General features: G+C 33.9%; 25 protein-coding genes. 4 read left to right on the top strand and 21 right to left on the bottom strand.

The window, feature by feature from the left end:
- The 5 genes from Q7J41_RS03440 to Q7J41_RS03420 form a co-directional block, all read right to left on the bottom strand.
- Nucleotides 1-750: relaxase/mobilization nuclease domain-containing protein (locus Q7J41_RS03440; protein ID WP_304885268.1), on the bottom strand; the 750-nt coding region annotated here is incomplete at its 3' end.
- Entirely contained in the window at nucleotides 751-1,623 is an 873-nt protein-coding gene (locus tag Q7J41_RS03435; protein WP_304885266.1) for a ParB N-terminal domain-containing protein, read from the bottom strand.
- Nucleotides 1,624-1,704: 81 nt separating this feature from the next.
- Nucleotides 1,705-2,571, bottom strand: a complete 867-nt coding sequence (locus Q7J41_RS03430; protein ID WP_304885264.1) for a hypothetical protein — start codon at nucleotides 2,569-2,571, stop codon at nucleotides 1,705-1,707.
- Between the two features lies 1 nt (nucleotide 2,572).
- Nucleotides 2,573-2,941 (bottom strand): hypothetical protein, encoded by a 369-nt coding sequence (locus Q7J41_RS03425; RefSeq protein WP_304885262.1) that lies wholly within the window; start codon nucleotides 2,939-2,941, stop codon nucleotides 2,573-2,575.
- Nucleotides 2,942-3,408: 467 nt separating this feature from the next.
- On the bottom strand, nucleotides 3,409-3,555 hold the full coding sequence (locus Q7J41_RS03420) for a toxin-antitoxin system HicB family antitoxin (RefSeq protein WP_304885260.1): 147 nt from the start codon (nucleotides 3,553-3,555) through the stop codon (nucleotides 3,409-3,411).
- 104 nt (nucleotides 3,556-3,659) lie between these two features.
- On the opposite strand from Q7J41_RS03420, the gene Q7J41_RS03415 reads away from it, so the two are divergent.
- The 3 genes from Q7J41_RS03415 (at nucleotide 3,660) to Q7J41_RS03405 (ending at nucleotide 5,169) form a co-directional block, all read left to right on the top strand.
- Nucleotides 3,660-3,851, top strand: coding sequence for an Arc family DNA-binding protein (locus Q7J41_RS03415; protein ID WP_304885258.1), 192 nt, complete (start codon nucleotides 3,660-3,662; stop codon nucleotides 3,849-3,851).
- Nucleotides 3,852-4,091: 240 nt separating this feature from the next.
- Nucleotides 4,092-4,472 (top strand): helix-turn-helix domain-containing protein, encoded by a 381-nt coding sequence (locus Q7J41_RS03410; protein ID WP_304885257.1) that lies wholly within the window; start codon nucleotides 4,092-4,094, stop codon nucleotides 4,470-4,472.
- A gap of 13 nt (nucleotides 4,473-4,485) precedes the next feature.
- Nucleotides 4,486-5,169: a hypothetical protein gene (locus Q7J41_RS03405; RefSeq protein WP_304885255.1), complete on the top strand. Its 684-nt coding sequence runs from the start codon at nucleotides 4,486-4,488 to the stop codon at nucleotides 5,167-5,169.
- Nucleotides 5,170-5,190: 21 nt separating this feature from the next.
- Here the strand turns inward: Q7J41_RS03405 and Q7J41_RS03400 are convergent, their stop codons facing one another.
- From Q7J41_RS03400 to Q7J41_RS03345, 12 genes are all read right to left on the bottom strand, one after another.
- Nucleotides 5,191-6,048 (bottom strand): ParB/RepB/Spo0J family partition protein, encoded by an 858-nt coding sequence (locus tag Q7J41_RS03400; RefSeq protein ID WP_304885253.1) that lies wholly within the window; start codon nucleotides 6,046-6,048, stop codon nucleotides 5,191-5,193.
- On the bottom strand, nucleotides 6,048-6,875 hold the full coding sequence (locus Q7J41_RS03395) for a ParA family protein (RefSeq protein WP_304885251.1): 828 nt from the start codon (nucleotides 6,873-6,875) through the stop codon (nucleotides 6,048-6,050). Before Q7J41_RS03395 ends, Q7J41_RS03400 begins: the two co-directional genes overlap by 1 nt.
- Nucleotides 6,868-7,350 carry a hypothetical protein gene (locus Q7J41_RS03390; RefSeq protein WP_304885249.1) on the bottom strand — a complete coding sequence of 161 codons (483 nt, stop codon included), beginning with the start codon at nucleotides 7,348-7,350 and terminating at the stop codon, nucleotides 6,868-6,870. Before Q7J41_RS03390 ends, Q7J41_RS03395 begins: the two co-directional genes overlap by 8 nt.
- Nucleotides 7,343-7,651: a hypothetical protein gene (locus Q7J41_RS03385; RefSeq protein ID WP_304885247.1), complete on the bottom strand. Its 309-nt coding sequence runs from the start codon at nucleotides 7,649-7,651 to the stop codon at nucleotides 7,343-7,345. The genes Q7J41_RS03390 and Q7J41_RS03385 overlap by 8 nt, the downstream gene beginning before the upstream one ends.
- A 1,284-nt stretch (nucleotides 7,652-8,935) precedes the next feature.
- Complete coding sequence (locus tag Q7J41_RS03380; protein WP_304885245.1) at nucleotides 8,936-9,736, bottom strand: hypothetical protein; 801 nt, start codon at nucleotides 9,734-9,736, stop codon at nucleotides 8,936-8,938.
- Between the two features lie 79 nt (nucleotides 9,737-9,815).
- Complete coding sequence (locus Q7J41_RS03375) at nucleotides 9,816-10,100, bottom strand: competence protein CoiA family protein (RefSeq protein WP_304885243.1); 285 nt, start codon at nucleotides 10,098-10,100, stop codon at nucleotides 9,816-9,818.
- A 16-nt stretch (nucleotides 10,101-10,116) separates the two neighbouring features.
- Nucleotides 10,117-11,283, bottom strand: coding sequence for a hypothetical protein (locus Q7J41_RS03370; RefSeq protein WP_304885241.1), 1,167 nt, complete (start codon nucleotides 11,281-11,283; stop codon nucleotides 10,117-10,119).
- A 17-nt stretch (nucleotides 11,284-11,300) separates the two neighbouring features.
- Nucleotides 11,301-11,642 carry a DUF6075 family protein gene (locus Q7J41_RS03365; protein WP_304885240.1) on the bottom strand — a complete coding sequence of 114 codons (342 nt, stop codon included), beginning with the start codon at nucleotides 11,640-11,642 and terminating at the stop codon, nucleotides 11,301-11,303.
- Nucleotides 11,629-11,859: a hypothetical protein gene (locus tag Q7J41_RS03360; RefSeq protein WP_304885238.1), complete on the bottom strand. Its 231-nt coding sequence runs from the start codon at nucleotides 11,857-11,859 to the stop codon at nucleotides 11,629-11,631. Before Q7J41_RS03360 ends, Q7J41_RS03365 begins: the two co-directional genes overlap by 14 nt.
- 60 nt (nucleotides 11,860-11,919) lie before the next feature.
- Nucleotides 11,920-12,492 (bottom strand): DUF6036 family nucleotidyltransferase, encoded by a 573-nt coding sequence (locus tag Q7J41_RS03355; protein ID WP_304885236.1) that lies wholly within the window; start codon nucleotides 12,490-12,492, stop codon nucleotides 11,920-11,922.
- Between the two features lie 2 nt (nucleotides 12,493-12,494).
- A complete protein-coding gene (locus Q7J41_RS03350; protein WP_304885235.1) occupies nucleotides 12,495-12,863 on the bottom strand; it encodes a hypothetical protein in 369 nt (122 codons plus the stop codon).
- Nucleotides 12,860-13,459, bottom strand: coding sequence for a recombinase family protein (locus Q7J41_RS03345; RefSeq protein ID WP_304885233.1), 600 nt, complete (start codon nucleotides 13,457-13,459; stop codon nucleotides 12,860-12,862). Before Q7J41_RS03345 ends, Q7J41_RS03350 begins: the two co-directional genes overlap by 4 nt.
- Nucleotides 13,460-13,830: 371 nt before the next feature.
- On the opposite strand from Q7J41_RS03345, the gene Q7J41_RS03340 reads away from it, so the two are divergent.
- On the top strand, nucleotides 13,831-14,439 hold the full coding sequence (locus Q7J41_RS03340; protein WP_304885231.1) for a helix-turn-helix domain-containing protein: 609 nt from the start codon (nucleotides 13,831-13,833) through the stop codon (nucleotides 14,437-14,439).
- Between the two features lie 105 nt (nucleotides 14,440-14,544).
- Here Q7J41_RS03340 and Q7J41_RS03335 read toward each other — a convergent pair whose 3' ends face one another.
- From Q7J41_RS03335 to Q7J41_RS03320, 4 genes are all read right to left on the bottom strand, one after another.
- The gene (locus Q7J41_RS03335) at nucleotides 14,545-14,982 is read right to left on the bottom strand and encodes a hypothetical protein (protein WP_304885229.1); all 438 of its coding nucleotides are present in this window, start codon (nucleotides 14,980-14,982) and stop codon (nucleotides 14,545-14,547) included.
- A 129-nt stretch (nucleotides 14,983-15,111) separates the two neighbouring features.
- Entirely contained in the window at nucleotides 15,112-15,786 is a 675-nt protein-coding gene (locus Q7J41_RS03330; RefSeq protein ID WP_304885228.1) for a hypothetical protein, read from the bottom strand.
- Between the two features lie 74 nt (nucleotides 15,787-15,860).
- On the bottom strand, nucleotides 15,861-17,222 hold the full coding sequence (locus tag Q7J41_RS03325; protein ID WP_304885227.1) for a hypothetical protein: 1,362 nt from the start codon (nucleotides 17,220-17,222) through the stop codon (nucleotides 15,861-15,863).
- 82 nt (nucleotides 17,223-17,304) lie between these two features.
- Entirely contained in the window at nucleotides 17,305-17,544 is a 240-nt protein-coding gene (locus tag Q7J41_RS03320; protein WP_304885226.1) for a hypothetical protein, read from the bottom strand.
- Nucleotides 17,545-17,550 lie beyond the last annotated feature (6 nt).

The following is a 17,550-nucleotide window of genomic DNA, read 5'->3' as shown; positions in this document are numbered from 1 at the left end:
CTCCGGCGGATAGAGTTTATTATTTCTGCACTTCTTACCTTCTGGCGTTGTAAACGTGATGTGCTTATGATGATCCCATTGGACTTCATAACCAAGCTTTTCCATGTTCGATATAAATTCATCCTGGCTAAAGGAATGCTTCACGCACTCTTTAACGGCCAGAAATAATTCATATTTCCAGCTCTGTCCCTGTTTCTGCTTTTCATACTCCCCCTGTTTGACGGTATGCAGTTTATCGTTGTTGTCATCTGGTAAGATTTCATGATCCTGATCATTTTGTTTATCCCACCAGATCCGGATATTTTCTTCCCGACACAGCTCCAGGGATTTACTTTTAATATCTTCCAGATCCGCTTTGCTGATATGCCATTTTTCACCGGTTTCAGCATTCACTGAATTGATACAGAAATGGTTATGGATATGATCCCGATCCGTATGGGTTCCAATGACGACCTGGAAGCCGTTAAAAATATCGGTTTCTTCTATCAGTCGGCGCCCAATTTCATGGATGAGCTGCATATCCTGTATTTCTGGTGGAAAGCTCTGTTCGGCATGAATATAAAGTCGTCCACTTTCCTTGTTATACATATTTTTGATTAGCATGAATTCTTCATAGGCACTCTCGGATGAGCAGTTAATGGTTGACACCAGGTGATTTTCTTCTTCCATTTTCTTGGTATAGTCAATACAGTTCCGCATTCCGGTTTTTGTTTGACCATGTTTGAACTTGATGATTTTAAACACAGCCATTTAACTGCTCTGAGAAAAATACTGATCCAATGCCAACTCAACGGTCATTTGGATGTCGCCTTCATCCTCAATATCCTGAAAGTATTTTTCGATAATTTCCGGTGATATTTTATAGGTTTTTTCCGGTTTCTTTTTTGAAACCTTATCTTTGAAAATCTCATTGAGTACATCGATTGTAATTTCAGCACTTTCCATTTTTTTTCGGATGATGTTTGCTTTATGGTAGGATATCTTATTTCCATCCAGCATAAAGGATCTCACCACGTCCTGTTCGGCATCAGAGAGATAGGACAGCTCTACTGCCGACTTGATACTGAGTTTACCACTGTCGCAAAGATCTTTTAATCCTTGCGTCAAATTGTTGTGGATCTGTACGTAAGAAATGATCTGACGCTTGCCGATATTGAATGGATTATCCTTTTCCAACTGATCGTATTGAGATCGCTCAATTTCTGAAAGTTGTGCCTTCCTTTTATTGAGTATTTTCATCAATTGATGGCGTCTCGTCAGAATTTTAGCTTTTTCAGAAATAGCATAATCATTTAGACTGCGCTTTTTTATATTTGTTTCAATGAGCATCAGTTCAGCAGCGCTATCATCTTTTAATTCCTCATAGATAACAGCATGGATATCTCTTTTCCCTAGTCTTTTGCAGGCTTCCACACGATTATGCCCGGAAATAATCTCAAACATCCCCTCATACTCATTGTGAGGTCGAACCAGGATCGGATCTGTCACTCCCATATCTTCAATACTTTCCATCATTGATTTCATTTCGCTTTCGTTGTACTTGGCAAAAATGTGATTCTTGAAATCAATGAGACGACTTACTTCAATTCTCGCATAAATTGAAGATTCAGAATAATCGGCCATATTTACTTAACACCCTTTCTTATAAAAAATAAAAGACCCTGTGAGGGTCTGATTAATTTTGTTTCCTCGGGAAACAGAATCCTATGTTGAATAGTCTCTAAATTGTGTTCCTCTTTCCATATGTGCTTTGATCGACGCCGGTCGCTGCCATTGCCTGGCGAATGCTTTCCATTCCATTGAATACTCCGTTTTATACGATGAGAAATCCCTCACCAATTGGGCAAAGGGCATGGCTCCCATCCGATATACTTCTTGGAGACGATTTTCATTTGCTTCCATATCATCCCCAATCAGAACATAGCACTTAATTTTTTCCCGATTAAATCCCCCTTTAACTAACTTCTTACAGGCAGTTCTAAACGCCAGTAGTGATTGATCCGTGTCACAGGCCAGCCATAATTCATCAATTTTTAGACTTCTGACGTTCTCTACAAAATGATCATCGATCAAATTTGATTGTAATCCGCCTTTAAACTGGATCCTTCGCTGAGACCGTAGCATTTCAAACATTTTATCTTTATGATTTTTACTGGTCTGAAGAAAATTATTGTCCTGGACAATGTTGCCAGGACAAATAGGCAGTTCTTTTAAGTACCCCTCAATCTTCGGCACGATGCACCAGGGACATTGATTATTACAACCCCTGCTGGTAAAAATTATGTTTGGTTTGAGATATAGTCCCGGCACGAAATCCTCCGCTGCACTTACAAATCCGGGGCCACCAATTTTCACTGGCCGGTCTGTAAATGCCTGGTATTGTTCCTGAAGCTTAATGCAATAGTCCTTATCCCAGGTAAAGGAACAGGAAATATGAATCTCATCAAACTTTGGAAAAAGTGAAAACATGGGTGCCTGGATGATTCCATCCGGATAATAGGTCAGGGGATCTTCCGGGGTGTAACTGGTTTTCTTTGGGAAAACCCGAAGTATCTGTTTATCCCAGTTCATTTCAATTAATTTGTTGCACTAATTCAATAAAGCGCTTATTGATTTCATCATTCGTCTTATTCTGTCGATTATAAAAGATTTCTTTCTCAAAAAGATCGAGTGGATGAGTGACTTGATTTCCATTCTTATCAATTGTATAACTCATTCCAAAGCATCCCAGCTCCAGTTCTTCCAGCCATTCTCCTGTAGCTTCTGATCTTACATCCAGATCTTTTACTTGCCCACAGTATGGACACCGTAACTGATCGGACGTTTCAGCGAAGTGCTTGCCAATAATAAATTCTTTATCACAACCATAACAGACATATTTCACCAAATCGTCTTCATAGTGCTTTTCACCCGATTCTTTTTCCCAAATTAAATTCGCCATTAAAATATTCTCCTTTATAATTATAATGATTTACAAATATCCCTAATAGAAACATTTGTAAACCATCAAAAAAGCAGATGAGTAGAATCTACTCATCTGCAAATTATTTATTATATTAATGATTGAATTTTACAACGACCCCCAATCATGGAGAGAAATCTCTCCGGGCACATTATAGAATTACTTTGGTTAAAAGCAAACGAAACTAAATCCCGCCACATAGGCCGGCACCAACAGGCGTCGCATGGTCCATTTTTCCGTATCTTTGCGATTAATCTCTACCATGAGATCATTTTTCGGCATCTATGTGAATCCAACACAATGCTACGTCGCTTCCTGTTTAAAGGGGGAATCATGGAATTTCTATAATGCGTAATATTCATTTATCTAAGAACTAAGAAAGACCTAGGACTTGAACCCAGCGGTTACCATCTAACATCTTTCATGAAAATATTTTTAACAAACATTTATTTATTCAATTTACTCACATATTCCCATAGGATTTGAAGTATTAACGCATTTTTAGAAATGCCTTTTTCTTTAGCTTTTTTTATTAGCATTTCATTCAATTCTTCTGGTAATCTCAATCCTGATCTAACGTTGTTTGTCGTCACTTTGTCGTCACCTCCTTTTTTTACCATTTTATCATGTCGTCACTTTGTCGTCAACAATATTTTTGATGTTATAATATATCAATAAAAGTAAAGGAGATTTTACAATGCCTTCAAAATTACCACGTTTCACAATCCGTGTTGATAAAGAATTAATGAAAAAATTCAGATATGTTGCTGACTACAACGGCCGATCAGCAAATCGTGAGATCGAAATACTAATAAAAAAGCATGTCTCTGAATTTGAGGAAAAAATTAATTTAATTACACCCGAACAATACGAAAAATTTGATAAGTAACCTTTTAAAACCTATAAAATCAAAAATATTTAAAACACTTATAAATATAATAAAAGTGTTTTTTTTTATTATCTAATTATACTCTGTGTATAATTAGATAATATTATACCTTATTTCAAATGTCAATCCTTTAAATAATGTAGTATTTATGATTTATTTGATATTTTGGTTTAAAAAAGAGCATAAAGAGTAGTATAATAAATAACTCAGGAGATTATACTACTGATAAAGGAGATCATAATGTTCCCAAAAATATTGAGAAAACTTCGAATAAAAAATAAGCTTACCCAAACAGAACTGGGAAACATTATTGGCGTATCATTTGTAAGCATCAGCAAATATGAAAATGAAGATAGACAGCCAGAGCTTGGAACCCTAGTTAAACTTGCAGATTATTTTCAGATATCACTAGACGATTTGATCGGCCGGTCAATAGAAAAACCTTCAGTTGAAACAAGCGAATATACACATAAAATAAAACAGGAATATTCCATTAAATTAACAAAAAATCAGAAGGATTTACTTGATATTTATGATAAAATTGAAGATGAAAGATTACAAATTAAACTATTAGGAAAATTTGAGAATATTGTTGAAAATATGATTATTGAAAAAAAGTAAAAGGGGATATTGAATGGATCACTTAGACAGAAGTAATTTACTAACACAATTGAAAGAAGCCACTTCTTATTTTAGCCAGAAATCACCTCAATACAATCAGCTTATAAAAATGGAAGAAGCTGCTATAGAATTAACCAAGGCTTTTGAATCTCATAAAAAACTATCCTTCAGTAATTTAGGAAACTTTTTTCTTTCTATTTTTATAACCTCAGCTACGTTGTTTACCATTTTCTTTTATTTATACATGGATTACCAATATACGCCCAATATTTTATTATTTACGATACTTGATATTCCACTTATCCTGGTATTTTACTTTATCCTTCACTCTTCGAAAGAACGAAAATTGGAGAAGTATATCAAAAATTTAGATACGCTGAATAATGAAAAAAATCGACTTCTGTCCGATCTATACCAAAGTTATCAGAATTTCAGATATCCTGGTTTACTGCCCTTTAAGTATACCTTTCCAGGATTTATTGAAATTATCTATGACTATATCAATGATCATCGAGCTAATACCATTACCGATGCAATTAATTTATATCATGATGAAATTCACAAACAGAATATTGTAAAATCACAGAAGGAAATTATTAAAATAGCAAATGCTACTAATTCATCTACCCGACGTGCCGGAAATTGGGCTGCTGCTGCAACAGCTATTTCAGTATTAGGATTGTTTGTAAAACGTTAGATAAAAAAGAAGGTAATGATTTTACTCACTACCTTCTTTTTTATTAAAATATTCATCTAGAGCTTCTACTAGAATATTTTGAATCTCTGCATCCGTTTCTTTGTTAAAATAGTTATCTAATATTTCAGGTCTTATTTTAAAAGGCTTTCTCTCTTTTTTCTTTTTAATAAATAAATCTAAGATTGCTTCCCTCGTGATCAGATTTTTTTCGAATAAATTTTTGATTAAAGAAGCCTTTGGTTCGGTTAGTTTATACCCATCATTCAATATAGATAATACCATCATCTGCCCATCTTCATCCAGATAAGATAATTCTACTCCCGCTTTTATACTGATAGCATAATTATCAAGCAACTCTTTAATCCCCTGGATCAAGGAGTTATGTATCCGATTATATCTCCATACTTGAATTCTTCCCAGATTAAATCCTGATTCATTTGGAGATTCTTCATTTTCTTTTTCAATATCTTTATCCTCTCTCAAACGATCCCATTCAGATACAATATGAGCACGTTCCGATACTTTAAAATCATTCAAATTTCTTTGATTGAGGTTTGTTTCAATAACAATCATTTTTGCATCATTCTCGCTCAAATCATTAAATAAACGTGCCGGTATAATATCGATATTCAATCTTTTACAAGCTTCAACTCTATTATGGCCAGCAAGAATTTCATACTTCCCTAATTTTTCAGGATGCTTTCTAACAAGAATCGGCGTTACAACTCCACGACTCTCAATACTCACCATTAAGCCTTTCATAGAAATTTCATCATATCCGGGAAATATATGATCCTCAAATTCCAGTAGTTTATTGACTTCTATCATCAAAAGTTCTTCATCATCCAAGCTAAATAAACTGTCTAATCGGTTCGCCATTACTTCACCTCCTTATTTATAATTTCTAAAGAAAGATTCTGATATGCACTCATTACTTTTTCAATTGAGTCTTTATGCTTCTTTATTTTTAAACTCTCGTACATTTCACGAGCACTTAAGGAGTTGATAGCAGTATCACCCATTTTTGTAACTGCTGGAATTTTTGAATCAAACACATTAATCCTTTCACCAAAAACATCTGTAATAATTTGTTCCATTTCCTTTGTGATTCTTAAATTAGGAGTATATTTTGTTAATAGTATCCCTTCAATTTCTAATCCACTATTCATTTTCTTTTTAACATTCTTGATCGTTTTCAGCAATGCTTCGATCCCTTTGACTGCCCAAAATTCCGGAACAACTGGTATAATAACTTTATTGGCTGCAACAAGAGCATTTATTGGCATCATCCCTAATGAAGGCATGCAATCAATGATTATATAATCGTAAGCTTCTTTATATTTTTCTAAAATACGATCTAGGACGCTTTCTCTTGACATAACATTTACAATTTGTATCTCCACATTTGATAATTCAATATTAGAAGGTAGAAGATCGATCATCTCTTTATGAATAAGAATATCTTCATTATCATATGTAAATTCATCGTCATATATACACTTTGTTAATAAAGTCGCCAATGTAAAGCTCAATTTGTCTGGAGTTGGAACACCTGCTTGCATGGTTAAATTTGCCTGCGAATCTAAATCAACAAGAAGAACCTTTTTGCCCAATTTACCAAGTTCCCAACCTAAATTATATGTTGAAGTTGTTTTACCTACCCCACCCTTTTGATTAACAACCGCAATGACCGTACAATTACTCATGCTCGTCTCCTTCTTCATTATCGTTTAAGTCTTTTTTAATTAGAGATATAATATAGTTACCAATTGTTTTTATCTTCGGATCTTTCTCTCGCTGTAATTTAAATCTCATTCTTTTGTCAAGAACTGCGGGTATCTTTAAATATATGCCTACTTCTTCTTTATTTTCAGTACCTGGATTTATACCAAAGATCTTATCATATACTTCAACCTGAAGTTTTTCTTTCGCCCAATTTTCCGCTTCTTCGAAGGTTATTGGCAGTAATATTTCTCCAGCAGTAAATTGATTATTACCGCTTTGTTCAGCATATTGAGTAGCAGCTCCACCGTAAGCGTGAATAAAATATTCACCAGTCTTTTTTATATAAAGATTCTCTTTAACATACAAAGGATCCATTCTAGGATAGCCATTATCCCAATCTGCCAATTGAGTGGCAGATTGGGTGTTATACAATTTGTTCTTAATAACCTTATTCATCCGTTCCTTCACCAAGAATCTCTAAGAAATCGAATTGCTTTTCTTCTGGCAATTCTTTAATTAAAGCCTTTAAAACATTAGACTGGCGTATAATTGTTTGATTTTGGGATTGAACGATTTTAAACAATCCAAACAACTTTAAATCCTTTACAAAATCTTTTTCATCGTCCTCACCAAACACAAATAACCCTTCACATTTATCTCTATAATACTTTAAAACATTATATGATTCTAATTCATCTTTGTACTTTATAAGGAACTTCTTATTTTCCATTTCAATTTCATGTTTACTTTTTAACATATAACTGTTTCCTTTCTTTATTAAGTTAATTCATTATATAATAGATAATATATATAGTCAAGTATTTAATGACTATATATATTATCTATTAAGACAAAGTCAAATTATACTAAATATAGTGAGAAAAGAATGCCGACTGAAAAATTTTCTTTTTAATTTACTTGCTTTTTAGTTCTGAAGAATTTAGGATAGGCGGAAGGTTCACTAAGGACACAAAATTTTTCCCCCCCCTGTTTTAAATTAAATTAAAAAAATAATTTAAAACAAGGGAAAGAATTTAGAATAGGCGTATAGGACGCTTAAGGTTTCTAAACCCTTCGCAAGCATTACTGCTCGCAATACTCTGCCGGTCAAGGATCTGCCATAAAACACCGGTTGTTATCACACAATTGTATCCCCCCCCTCCTAGATAACTCCAGGCGACAGGACGGTAACGAACCACTCTTAATAAAATACATCCCTTTAACGGACTATACACGGTGATTAGACGTGCGGGTTATTTTAAAGTGGTTTACCCCTCAACACAAGAAAACTATTTGCTTTCTTACATTAAACGGCATTTTAAAGCCATTGTAAACCTCCACCAAAAACCAGCTATAAGAACTTACAGTTCTTACAGAACTTAGTGAATTATTAAAGATATTCAAAATACCCCAGTATATTGCCATTTCCACTATAAAAAATCAACTTTTAACTTGCCCACTTATGCGACCCAACTCGCCCACTTATGCGACCCAACTTGCCCACTTATGCGACCCATCACCACTAATGAGATTTAAGTTTTTCTTAAGTATCTCTGAAAAATACGGATTAAGGGACGTTTTAAATTCACAAGCATAATTTATTATTATAACACATTTAAAAAAATCCGTCTAAAACATGAATTAAAAAACTGTCCAAACATAACGTAAAAGTTAGAGTTTGGACAGTTTTTTTAATTCATGCTATACTTATTTTGTTGGGGTTTTGACGTCCCCAAACTCCTATGAAAGGAGGTCCCTCAGTATGAAAAAGCATAAAATGTCTAAGCAGGGAGTCACAGGCTTTGCCGTAGAGATCGTGAAGTTGGCAGCAGCTATGATTACCTTGATTAAAGCCTTGCTTTAGTCTAAATAAAAACCCCCAGATTCGCAGTCTGGGGGTTTTTTAATTTGACGTTTTTTTACCTGACCCTCAGTATGGATCGTCTATAAAAATTGTATCATACTAACTTTATTTTGTCCATATTACATGCTAATGTTTTATATTTGATATAAAAATTTATAAGAATTAAACTCGGCCGCATTATTCAAGTAGACAGTAACCTTCCCGGTCCTCGATAATCTTCATTTTATTTTTTATATAAAATTTCCAACTGTAGGTGTTATCATTAACCTCGCAGTTAAGATCCGGCAGTAAAAAACCATAATCTGCCAACTGCATGAAGAATTCCGCTAAAACATCTGCTAGAGAAGGCAGTTTAAATCCCTGGATATCTTTTTGTCTCCACGATCCATAAATTAACCAATTGATCGGTAATCCTTTCTTTTTGACAATCCAATTATGTACCCATTCAATCTTTATGAAGGAATACTTGTTGTTAATAACAAACAGACCGAATAATGTTGTCTGCCAGATCCGCCGATCACAATCAAAAACAATTTCACCTGGTATCGGGTAATTTAAATACTCAAAGATATCGTCCATATCAAGATGCATATATTGATTTGTATGTTTCCAGTATTTATTTTCCGCAATTCTCGCATCCATGGGATATAATAAGTCTGGCATGTGATATAGTTTGAGCATTAAAGCACTCACTTTCTTCCTAGCCTGTTCTTCTTCACGTATGTCTGCATTTTCATAATCTTCAATCGCTTTATTCAGCAGCTTATTGTTTACCCACTCTTTGTTGGTTTCCCGATGGATGATATGATTTTCCAGATGTTCATAGGTACCGTTCTGGATACTTGTATAGTAATATTCCTCAAGGTCTATTTTGAGAACGCTAAGGTTCATTTCTTTGATCTTTTCATACTTCTCATCATCCACATCATGGGTTACTACGATCTCAATAAACAAGGTATTTTTTCCATCTGAAATCATCAGATCTGGTTTAATCCCTTTAATAAAGTATTCTGATTTAGCATGATTGTATTTAAAATATTTACTTGATTTTATTATTTCATATGCTAACAGCAAACTCAACATGTGGTAAAAGTATTTTCCGATTTTTAAGTACAATGTCTTTTGCCATCATATGTAGAGCGGTTTCTGCGGCAGTTGGGCAATTGCTGCTGTGGGCAAAGTGTTTGATCCGTTTCATTCCAATTCGTGCCTGGAGCGGTTCATGACAGACTGGGCAAACGCAATTACATTTCAATCCACGCTGATCTTCTGATATTTCTGAAATATGAATAATGTAATTGTCCCTCAAACCATATGGTAGTTTTAATGTTTCTTTTACCAATGCAAATCACCTTATTTCACAAACATATTTTTACACCTGTATAGGCTCGACCTTTTTTATAAACCTCATACTCTTTAATATACTCTCTTTCAACCCAAAGCGAAAGAATAAAATCTACATCTTCCCGAAGTCGACGCATTTGTTTATCTGTGATATTTTCGGCACCAATCGTCTGAAAAATTGTTTCATATTTTCTTCTACTTTCATAAGGTTGCCCTTTATTTTTTTGATATTTCATAAATTCAATTTCTTTTGCTAAAAAATGCTTCAAACAAATGAACTCTTTCGTATTACGTCGAGTTTTAGATCCAACATCTTTTTGTCCAACACCAGATGTCTCTAATAATTTAGACTCGACTGTGGCGATTTGGTTGACTCTCTGGCTATATATATATGATAAAGGGGGGCGATAAAAATAGTATACCATCTTTTGATGGCCTCCAATTTTTGCCGTTAATTTATCAGCTTGAACTAAAGCTCCTTCTAAAGTTGCTTCTTCGAAGCCGATCGAAAGCGATTTATGCTTTCCCGCTTGTTCTTTGAAATCAATCCAGGCCCGGGTCCATCTCATTTTATCTACCGATTCAATAATTTCCTTCTCGCAATTTTGACTTACTTTTTCTCCTGGTTCCAAACCGGCCATTTTGCGATAAATTTGAGCTGGTGAAATACTTACGTTACTGCCACCATTTTGATCCATTAGAGTTCCGATGGCATCCTGAACGACAGTATCATAATACTCTATTTTCTCATCAGATTTTAATTCCATTTTCATCTCAACCGTAGCTGCATTAACACCGGCGCCCCCAACACTAAATGATATTCCAAACTGCCCTTTTTGAGATGCAAGTCCTTGCTGTTTTGATACTTTACTCGTTTGTATCAGGTTCTTATTTCCTATAATTTCGACTAGAGCTAATTTAGTCACTTCATTATTAATATCTTCAACATTTATATTTTGGGGATCTATTCCATATTCAATAACTAGTTCTTCAACTAAGTCATTTATTTTTGAATAGATGTCTACAAGTTTCTCGTTTTTTATATTTTTCACATTCTGTATATTTTCATTTGAAGCTTCACTTATAATCTCATCAATCAACGATTTAACATTTAAACTATCAAATGACAATTGTTGAGCAACTATTGTATCCACATTGTCCTGATCTGCTTTTTTATTCACTGAACACCTCTATCTTATTATCCCCTAAAACGTTTTTTTATTGCTGCCATGGCCAATGAATAGTTATCATCATCAAGCCTTCTAAAAGTCTCAATTACATCTGCTGGGAAGCCATTAAATAGGTTGTATCCTAATTTTACTAAGGCTCGAGAACTACCACAAAAATCTACACTTTCAGAATCCAGTACTTCTGGAATAATCGAATGATCCTCAAAATCATAGATATATCTAGCCTTTTCAAATAGATCCTCATTACCGGCAATAATAATAAACAATGCCATTCTTTCGATATCTTCAGGATGTGTCTGATCACGTTTTGTTAAAATATCGAAATTCGAGTTAAAATTAGATGCTTTCATTTGTATATCCAGCCCTTTCATTGAAATAATGAAGTGCGTTATCTATATCATTATAGTAATTACCATGTTGCCATGAATCATGGCCGTTATAATTATGTGCACATACAAATGAAGGTGAAAAACCATCACCATCGCCAATTTTTGCTAGTAATAAAAAATTATTATATTCTTTCAGAATAACATAATCATTTTTATTTGCGTTATTAATTATTTTCATTTCCGTTCTCCTTAAATTTACATCACTTTCAAGAACCTTCAAATTTCGCCGATAAAATAATTACTGTTCATGATCCCATTCATCTTCAAGTTCTAATATCTTTTCATTTTCACAATATTGAGAATAAGACTCTTTTGTGAAAAAATAGCTTTGGGCAGTTTGTCTGTGCTTTGGAATATATTTATCTATAATTTCAAATAACTTATCTTCTGATTGAATATTTAAATATTTCATCAAGAATATTGAATCTTCCATATCTTTTGATAAAGATCTTGCTGAAGTTAACTTAAGAGCAAGCATTGTTTCTGCGTCCATTGAACTAATTCTCAAATTGGTGAAACTCAATATTTCATTATATTTCATTTCAGCAGTAAAAAATCCTTTTATTCCGTCATTTAACCAATCATCAGCAATGTCATTATCTTCCGCTATCTTCTTTATCATTCGATTAAAACTTTCCTTTGGTTCAAAAATGGCATCTATATCATAGGTTGACTCTCTAGCTGAATATGCTAATGCCAAGGCAGCCCCACCCGCAATGATAATCTCACCAAATTCTCCCGACTTTTTAAGCTCTTCATTAAGTAGTTCAAAATAGTGGATTATATCATCCCTTGTTAATTGACATTTCATAATCAGACTCTTTTAATTGAATTTTCATCAAAGAATAAATTTCTTTTAGCAAATTCAGGTATTGCATTTTTACTTAGAAAATCCTGGTATTCCTTATTTTTTGTATTAAATTGGAAATAAGGCTGTTTTAGAAAATATTTTTTTTTCAATATCCAATTTGGGGAACTTATTAATTTGTGATCGTGCACCAGTTTTTCAGCTACTGCCGATAGAATGCTATATTGTTCTTGAGTTAAATATGGCGATATGGGCGGTTCTTCTACTAATAACAATAATTTATCTTCACTATTCTTGAACTCATCCAAAAATGTATCTAGTGCAAATATAAAGTCCGTTTTTTCAGTTAATGTAACAACTTCTTTCACCTTCATAATTTTTCCTCCATACTTATATTCTCTGTTGCAGCAGTTTTTGATTTTTGCTGCTCCACATATCGATATATACTTTTTTTACTGACTCCCGTAGCTTCAGTTATTTCGGCAATCGAGTAATCTTTACTTCCGTACATTTTTAAAGCAAGATTGATTTTATCCGCTGGCAACCGAGGTCTTCCACCCTTTCTTCCCCTGGCTCTTGCGCTTGCCAAACCTTCTTTGGTACGCTGACTTATCAAATCTCTTTCAAACTGCCCAATTCCAGCAAAAACGACAAATAACATTCGGCCTTGTGGTGTCGTGGTGTCTGCCCATGGCTCTTTTAAACTTTTTAGATTAGCACCTTGCATTTCTATCCGATCGACTAATTCAAGAAGATCTTTTACAGATCTTCCGAAACGAGATAATTCCGTCACCATAATTGTATCGCCCAATCGTAAGTATTCAAACATTTTATTAAGCTCTGGGCGATCCATTGTCATTCCAGTGATTTTATCTTGAAATATTTTTTCACAACCAATATCTTTCAATTGATCAATTTGTCGATCTAAATTTTGTTCTGTTTTCGAGACTCTTGTGTATCCAAATATCATAATTTTTTACCATTCCATATCTGAGTTTATGTAGCATCATAAACGTATAATCACTGTCTTATTGACGCTTTGTTTATGGCACGTGTTATGACACTATTATATCCTCATAAATTCATTTAGTAAAGTACAAATAAAAAAAGAATCAAAAACGGCCGTTTTTGACTCTTTATTATTTGATAAGATTATACCAATTGTGTTAAATCTTAAAATGTTTTATTGAAAAATTCAAAATATCATATATATCAACATTTTGTTTAGCCATATATAGATAATTCCGTTATCGCTAATTTGATAACTTGTATAATCATTATGTGAATAATATTGATTTGCCTTTCGATCTATGATAAGATAGAAAAAAAGGAGTAAATAAAATGGCTAATTTTAAAGATCGTTTACGTGAATTAATAAAAGAAAAAAATAAAACTCAAAAAGACGTTGCGAAAGAAATCGCTGAATGTTCAAATATAGAACTTTCACCACAAACTCTATCATATTATGTAAATGGTAGAGAACCAAATTATGAGCTTCTTAAAACTTTGGCAAAATATTTTGATGTTTCTGTTGATTATCTTATAGGTTATAGTGATGCTAAAAAAGCCGAAAACGAGAAAATAATTTCTGATTTAGGTATAAACGATGATGCGATTAGAATAATCCAAAGTTTGAGAACACAAAGTGTTAGTATAACTGATCCCGAATCGTATGTTTTAAAAAATGACGAACGACAACTATTGGATGTATTTAATGCATTTGTTTCAGATAATTATTTTATGGCATTCTTAACTGCACTAAAAATATCTACTCACCCTACAGTCGATGACATCATTCCTAACAACAGTCCTTTTCAGCTTAAAACAACCTATACTAATATTTCTAAAGCAGAAACCTATGCTTTTATAAACGACAAAATATTGAAGACCATACTGGATAATGTCATTGATTCTATTAAAGACAACATAAAACTAAATTCAAAACAATAAAATGTATTTGCTTATCAAAATAGCAATATAATCATATAGCGATTTTTCTAGTTTTTTCTTCTAAAACAACTACTGTCTTTTGAGATCAGATTCTTAGCTTTTCACTTAGAATTGGGCTAAAAGATAACCTAAAACTACCCCAACAATACAAAAAAAGGCTCCGAAAATAATAGTGTTTATTGTAGCCTTTTTCCCTTCATTTTTGATTGGTCTTTCAATTAATACTCGGATTGATTCAAATTGTTTTTCATTAAGTTCTAACACATTTTTGCAAATTTCAGCATCACTAGACATTTTTTCAAAAACCCTTTTCTGTTCCGATACTTCTTTCAAGGTATTCTCAATTATTATTTGCGATTCTGTTAATTTTTCTTGAATAATGTCAAAACTCTGCAAGATGTTGTTTTCCACTTCATTAAAGTGTTCCTTTTTTAGTATGTTTCTTAACATTTTTGTATCGATACCGACAAAATAAGTCAATATATACGCATTAATCTCGATAATCGCATCTGAAAATATCGAAAAGAAAGATTTTACTTTCAAACTATTACACCTCAATTTCTCTTATTACTAAATATCATTTATATTTCCCGAGGAAATTGATTAGCGAGAGATCAATGTATTAGGGTCAAAATATCTCAAACACCGCCAATCACTCCACCTGCTAAATAATTAAATTGCTGCTTGATCGCTAACTAATTTTCTCAATCGCCTAAAAGTTGGAGTTACCTTGCCTTTGCCACCTACTATGTCCGCCATATATGATCCGGAAAAAATTTCATAACATCCAGTTCTATTTAACCTGATCATCATAGCGTCAATCTCGTCTTCTGGAACCTTGAGTTCTTCAATCAATTCATTTTTATATTGCTCCCAAAACCGTTCTAAACGCTGCAAATCACTTTCTTCCTGTTTATGGGGATAGTCATTTTCAAAATTGTCCAATTTAACTAACATCAGGAATTCCCTATAAGTCAGTTCATTTAGTATTTGAAGGTATTCTTCATACTCATCGGTATCTGTAAAAACATCTTCATTTAGTGATGCCTTTAGCAGTCTTGCAAACATTTCAATTTTTTCTTTTTTCCTTGAATCTATCGCATATTTATATGTTGAAAAAAAACAATGTAAAAAATTTTCATTTTCTATTAGTGTTTCATCAAGAATCACGCTTCCATCCGCTAGTTCATTAAAAAACTCTCTTTGTCGCATATCACTTATTCTTTTTACATTAGCGCAAATTCCAACATCTATTGCTGAACCGATTCCTAAAGGAATCAACTGCATTAAAACCCTTATAAGCGGAGAATCAACATAATTCTTGCAAGTATTTTCTATATAATCCATAATTCGTTCTCCAATATTTTTAATTAAGACTTGCCTTGTTTCCCGAGGAAACAAATTAGGAAGTCTCCAGGTTATTAAAATCCAGATCTTCTGCTATTTGCTTCACGCTGCTCTTTCATAAACAGATAATCTGCCCTGCTCGTCACACTACCAGGTTTCTTACGGCATTCGTCCAGGAATACATGAATCTTCTTTTTATTTTCAGTCCCTTTGAAATAGACTGTTTCTCTTGCGATAACTTCCAGTCCTGGCAGCTCTACCTTTAAGTATTCACGGCTTAAACCGTTATTTACCAAGAAATAGACTTCATTGTATTCATAATAAAGTTCCTCAATGGCATATGGGCTTTCCTTCAGGTATAGATCCTGCATGATATAAATCAACGATTCCAGTGACCGGTACTCAACGACCTTCCCGACACTAACCAGATCCCGTTCTGACGCAATGGTTTCAATATCATTTACTCTTAGAATCTCAGCACCATACTTCTTACAAAAAACGCCATACGGTGCTTTTAGGATGATATTCGCCTGGCGCTTGATTCGATATTCCACGCCATTTTTAGGACTGACATTAAGGATTGTGATTTTATTTGTCTTAAAAAAAGCATCATATTTTTCAAATATCTTTTGGGCCACCTCGTCGTCCCGGATCCGAAACAGCGTTCTTGGCGTGATATAACCGTCCTGCTTCAGCAAAGCAACGCTTTGTGGCTCCATCGATCTGAAAATCCGGCTCGGTGGATAGAGAACATTGTTTTTATGTTTTTTAATATATTTCGTAATTTCAGATATTAGCTCATCCGCTTCACTCAATATCTCCCGGATCTGATCCTCTGATTCCTTATCACTGTTGTTTTCATGTTTCAAGTATGAACTATAGATACTGCTCAATGTCTCCCCTAAAGTGTAATACTGCTTTGACAGGGTATCTTTGATGATGATCGGCTGATCATCGATAAAGTTTTTCCACTGATAGATCCGTAAATCGATGCCTGGGAAAATGTGTTCAATGGCTTCCCGGCGTTTTAAGCGCTTGGCATTCTTTAGAAGACTATCCAGATGCTGCTTATCTGTAATTGCAAAATGTTTGATGCATTCCGATCCGGTTCTCAGACTATTCTGATTGATTGAGTTTTTGATGTAGAATACGTTCTTAATGGGCATTCCACACACTTCACACCGTACTTTTTTATCATCTGGCAGTATATCCACGCTTCGACTCGTATCGATTTCCCATTCATTCTTAGCCTGGGTTACGATATCGTTGCGCATCCGGTAGATATTATATTCTTCTACCGTGGCCTTTTCTTTTTTCAATATCTGCTCATCGATGGTTGTATGTTTTTCCAGTCTTTTTTTGAGTAAAGGATAGTCGTTTATTACATGGCTGAACAATAACAAATTCCGTTCTTTTTTTATAATCAGCTTTTTCAAATGAACCTCCCTTTTGTGGTATTGTTTTCATTGTAAGATTAATGCACTGTTTTGTCAAATTACGAAAAAATTCCTACTACTATCACTCTTTGCTTTCAACATACCATTTTGGCTTCTCGTAATAGACATAAACGTCTTTATTTTTAATTCGACAAAGATACCGGGTTCCCTGTCCGCCTATCTTCAAAGACGATCTAGGCCGGATATCAAAGATATAGTCAACGTCAAACTCTCGGCCATCTTCCCACAAAATCTTCATCGGAATGATTTTTCCATCTTCTTCAAATTTTGCAATCACCGGCACAAACTTCTTCACCGCCATAAAAGC

This window comes from Acetobacterium sp. (assembly GCF_030652775.1).
Lineage (GTDB): Bacteria > Bacillota > Clostridia > Eubacteriales > Eubacteriaceae > Acetobacterium.
This window is presented reverse-complemented; position numbering and strand designations above follow the sequence as displayed.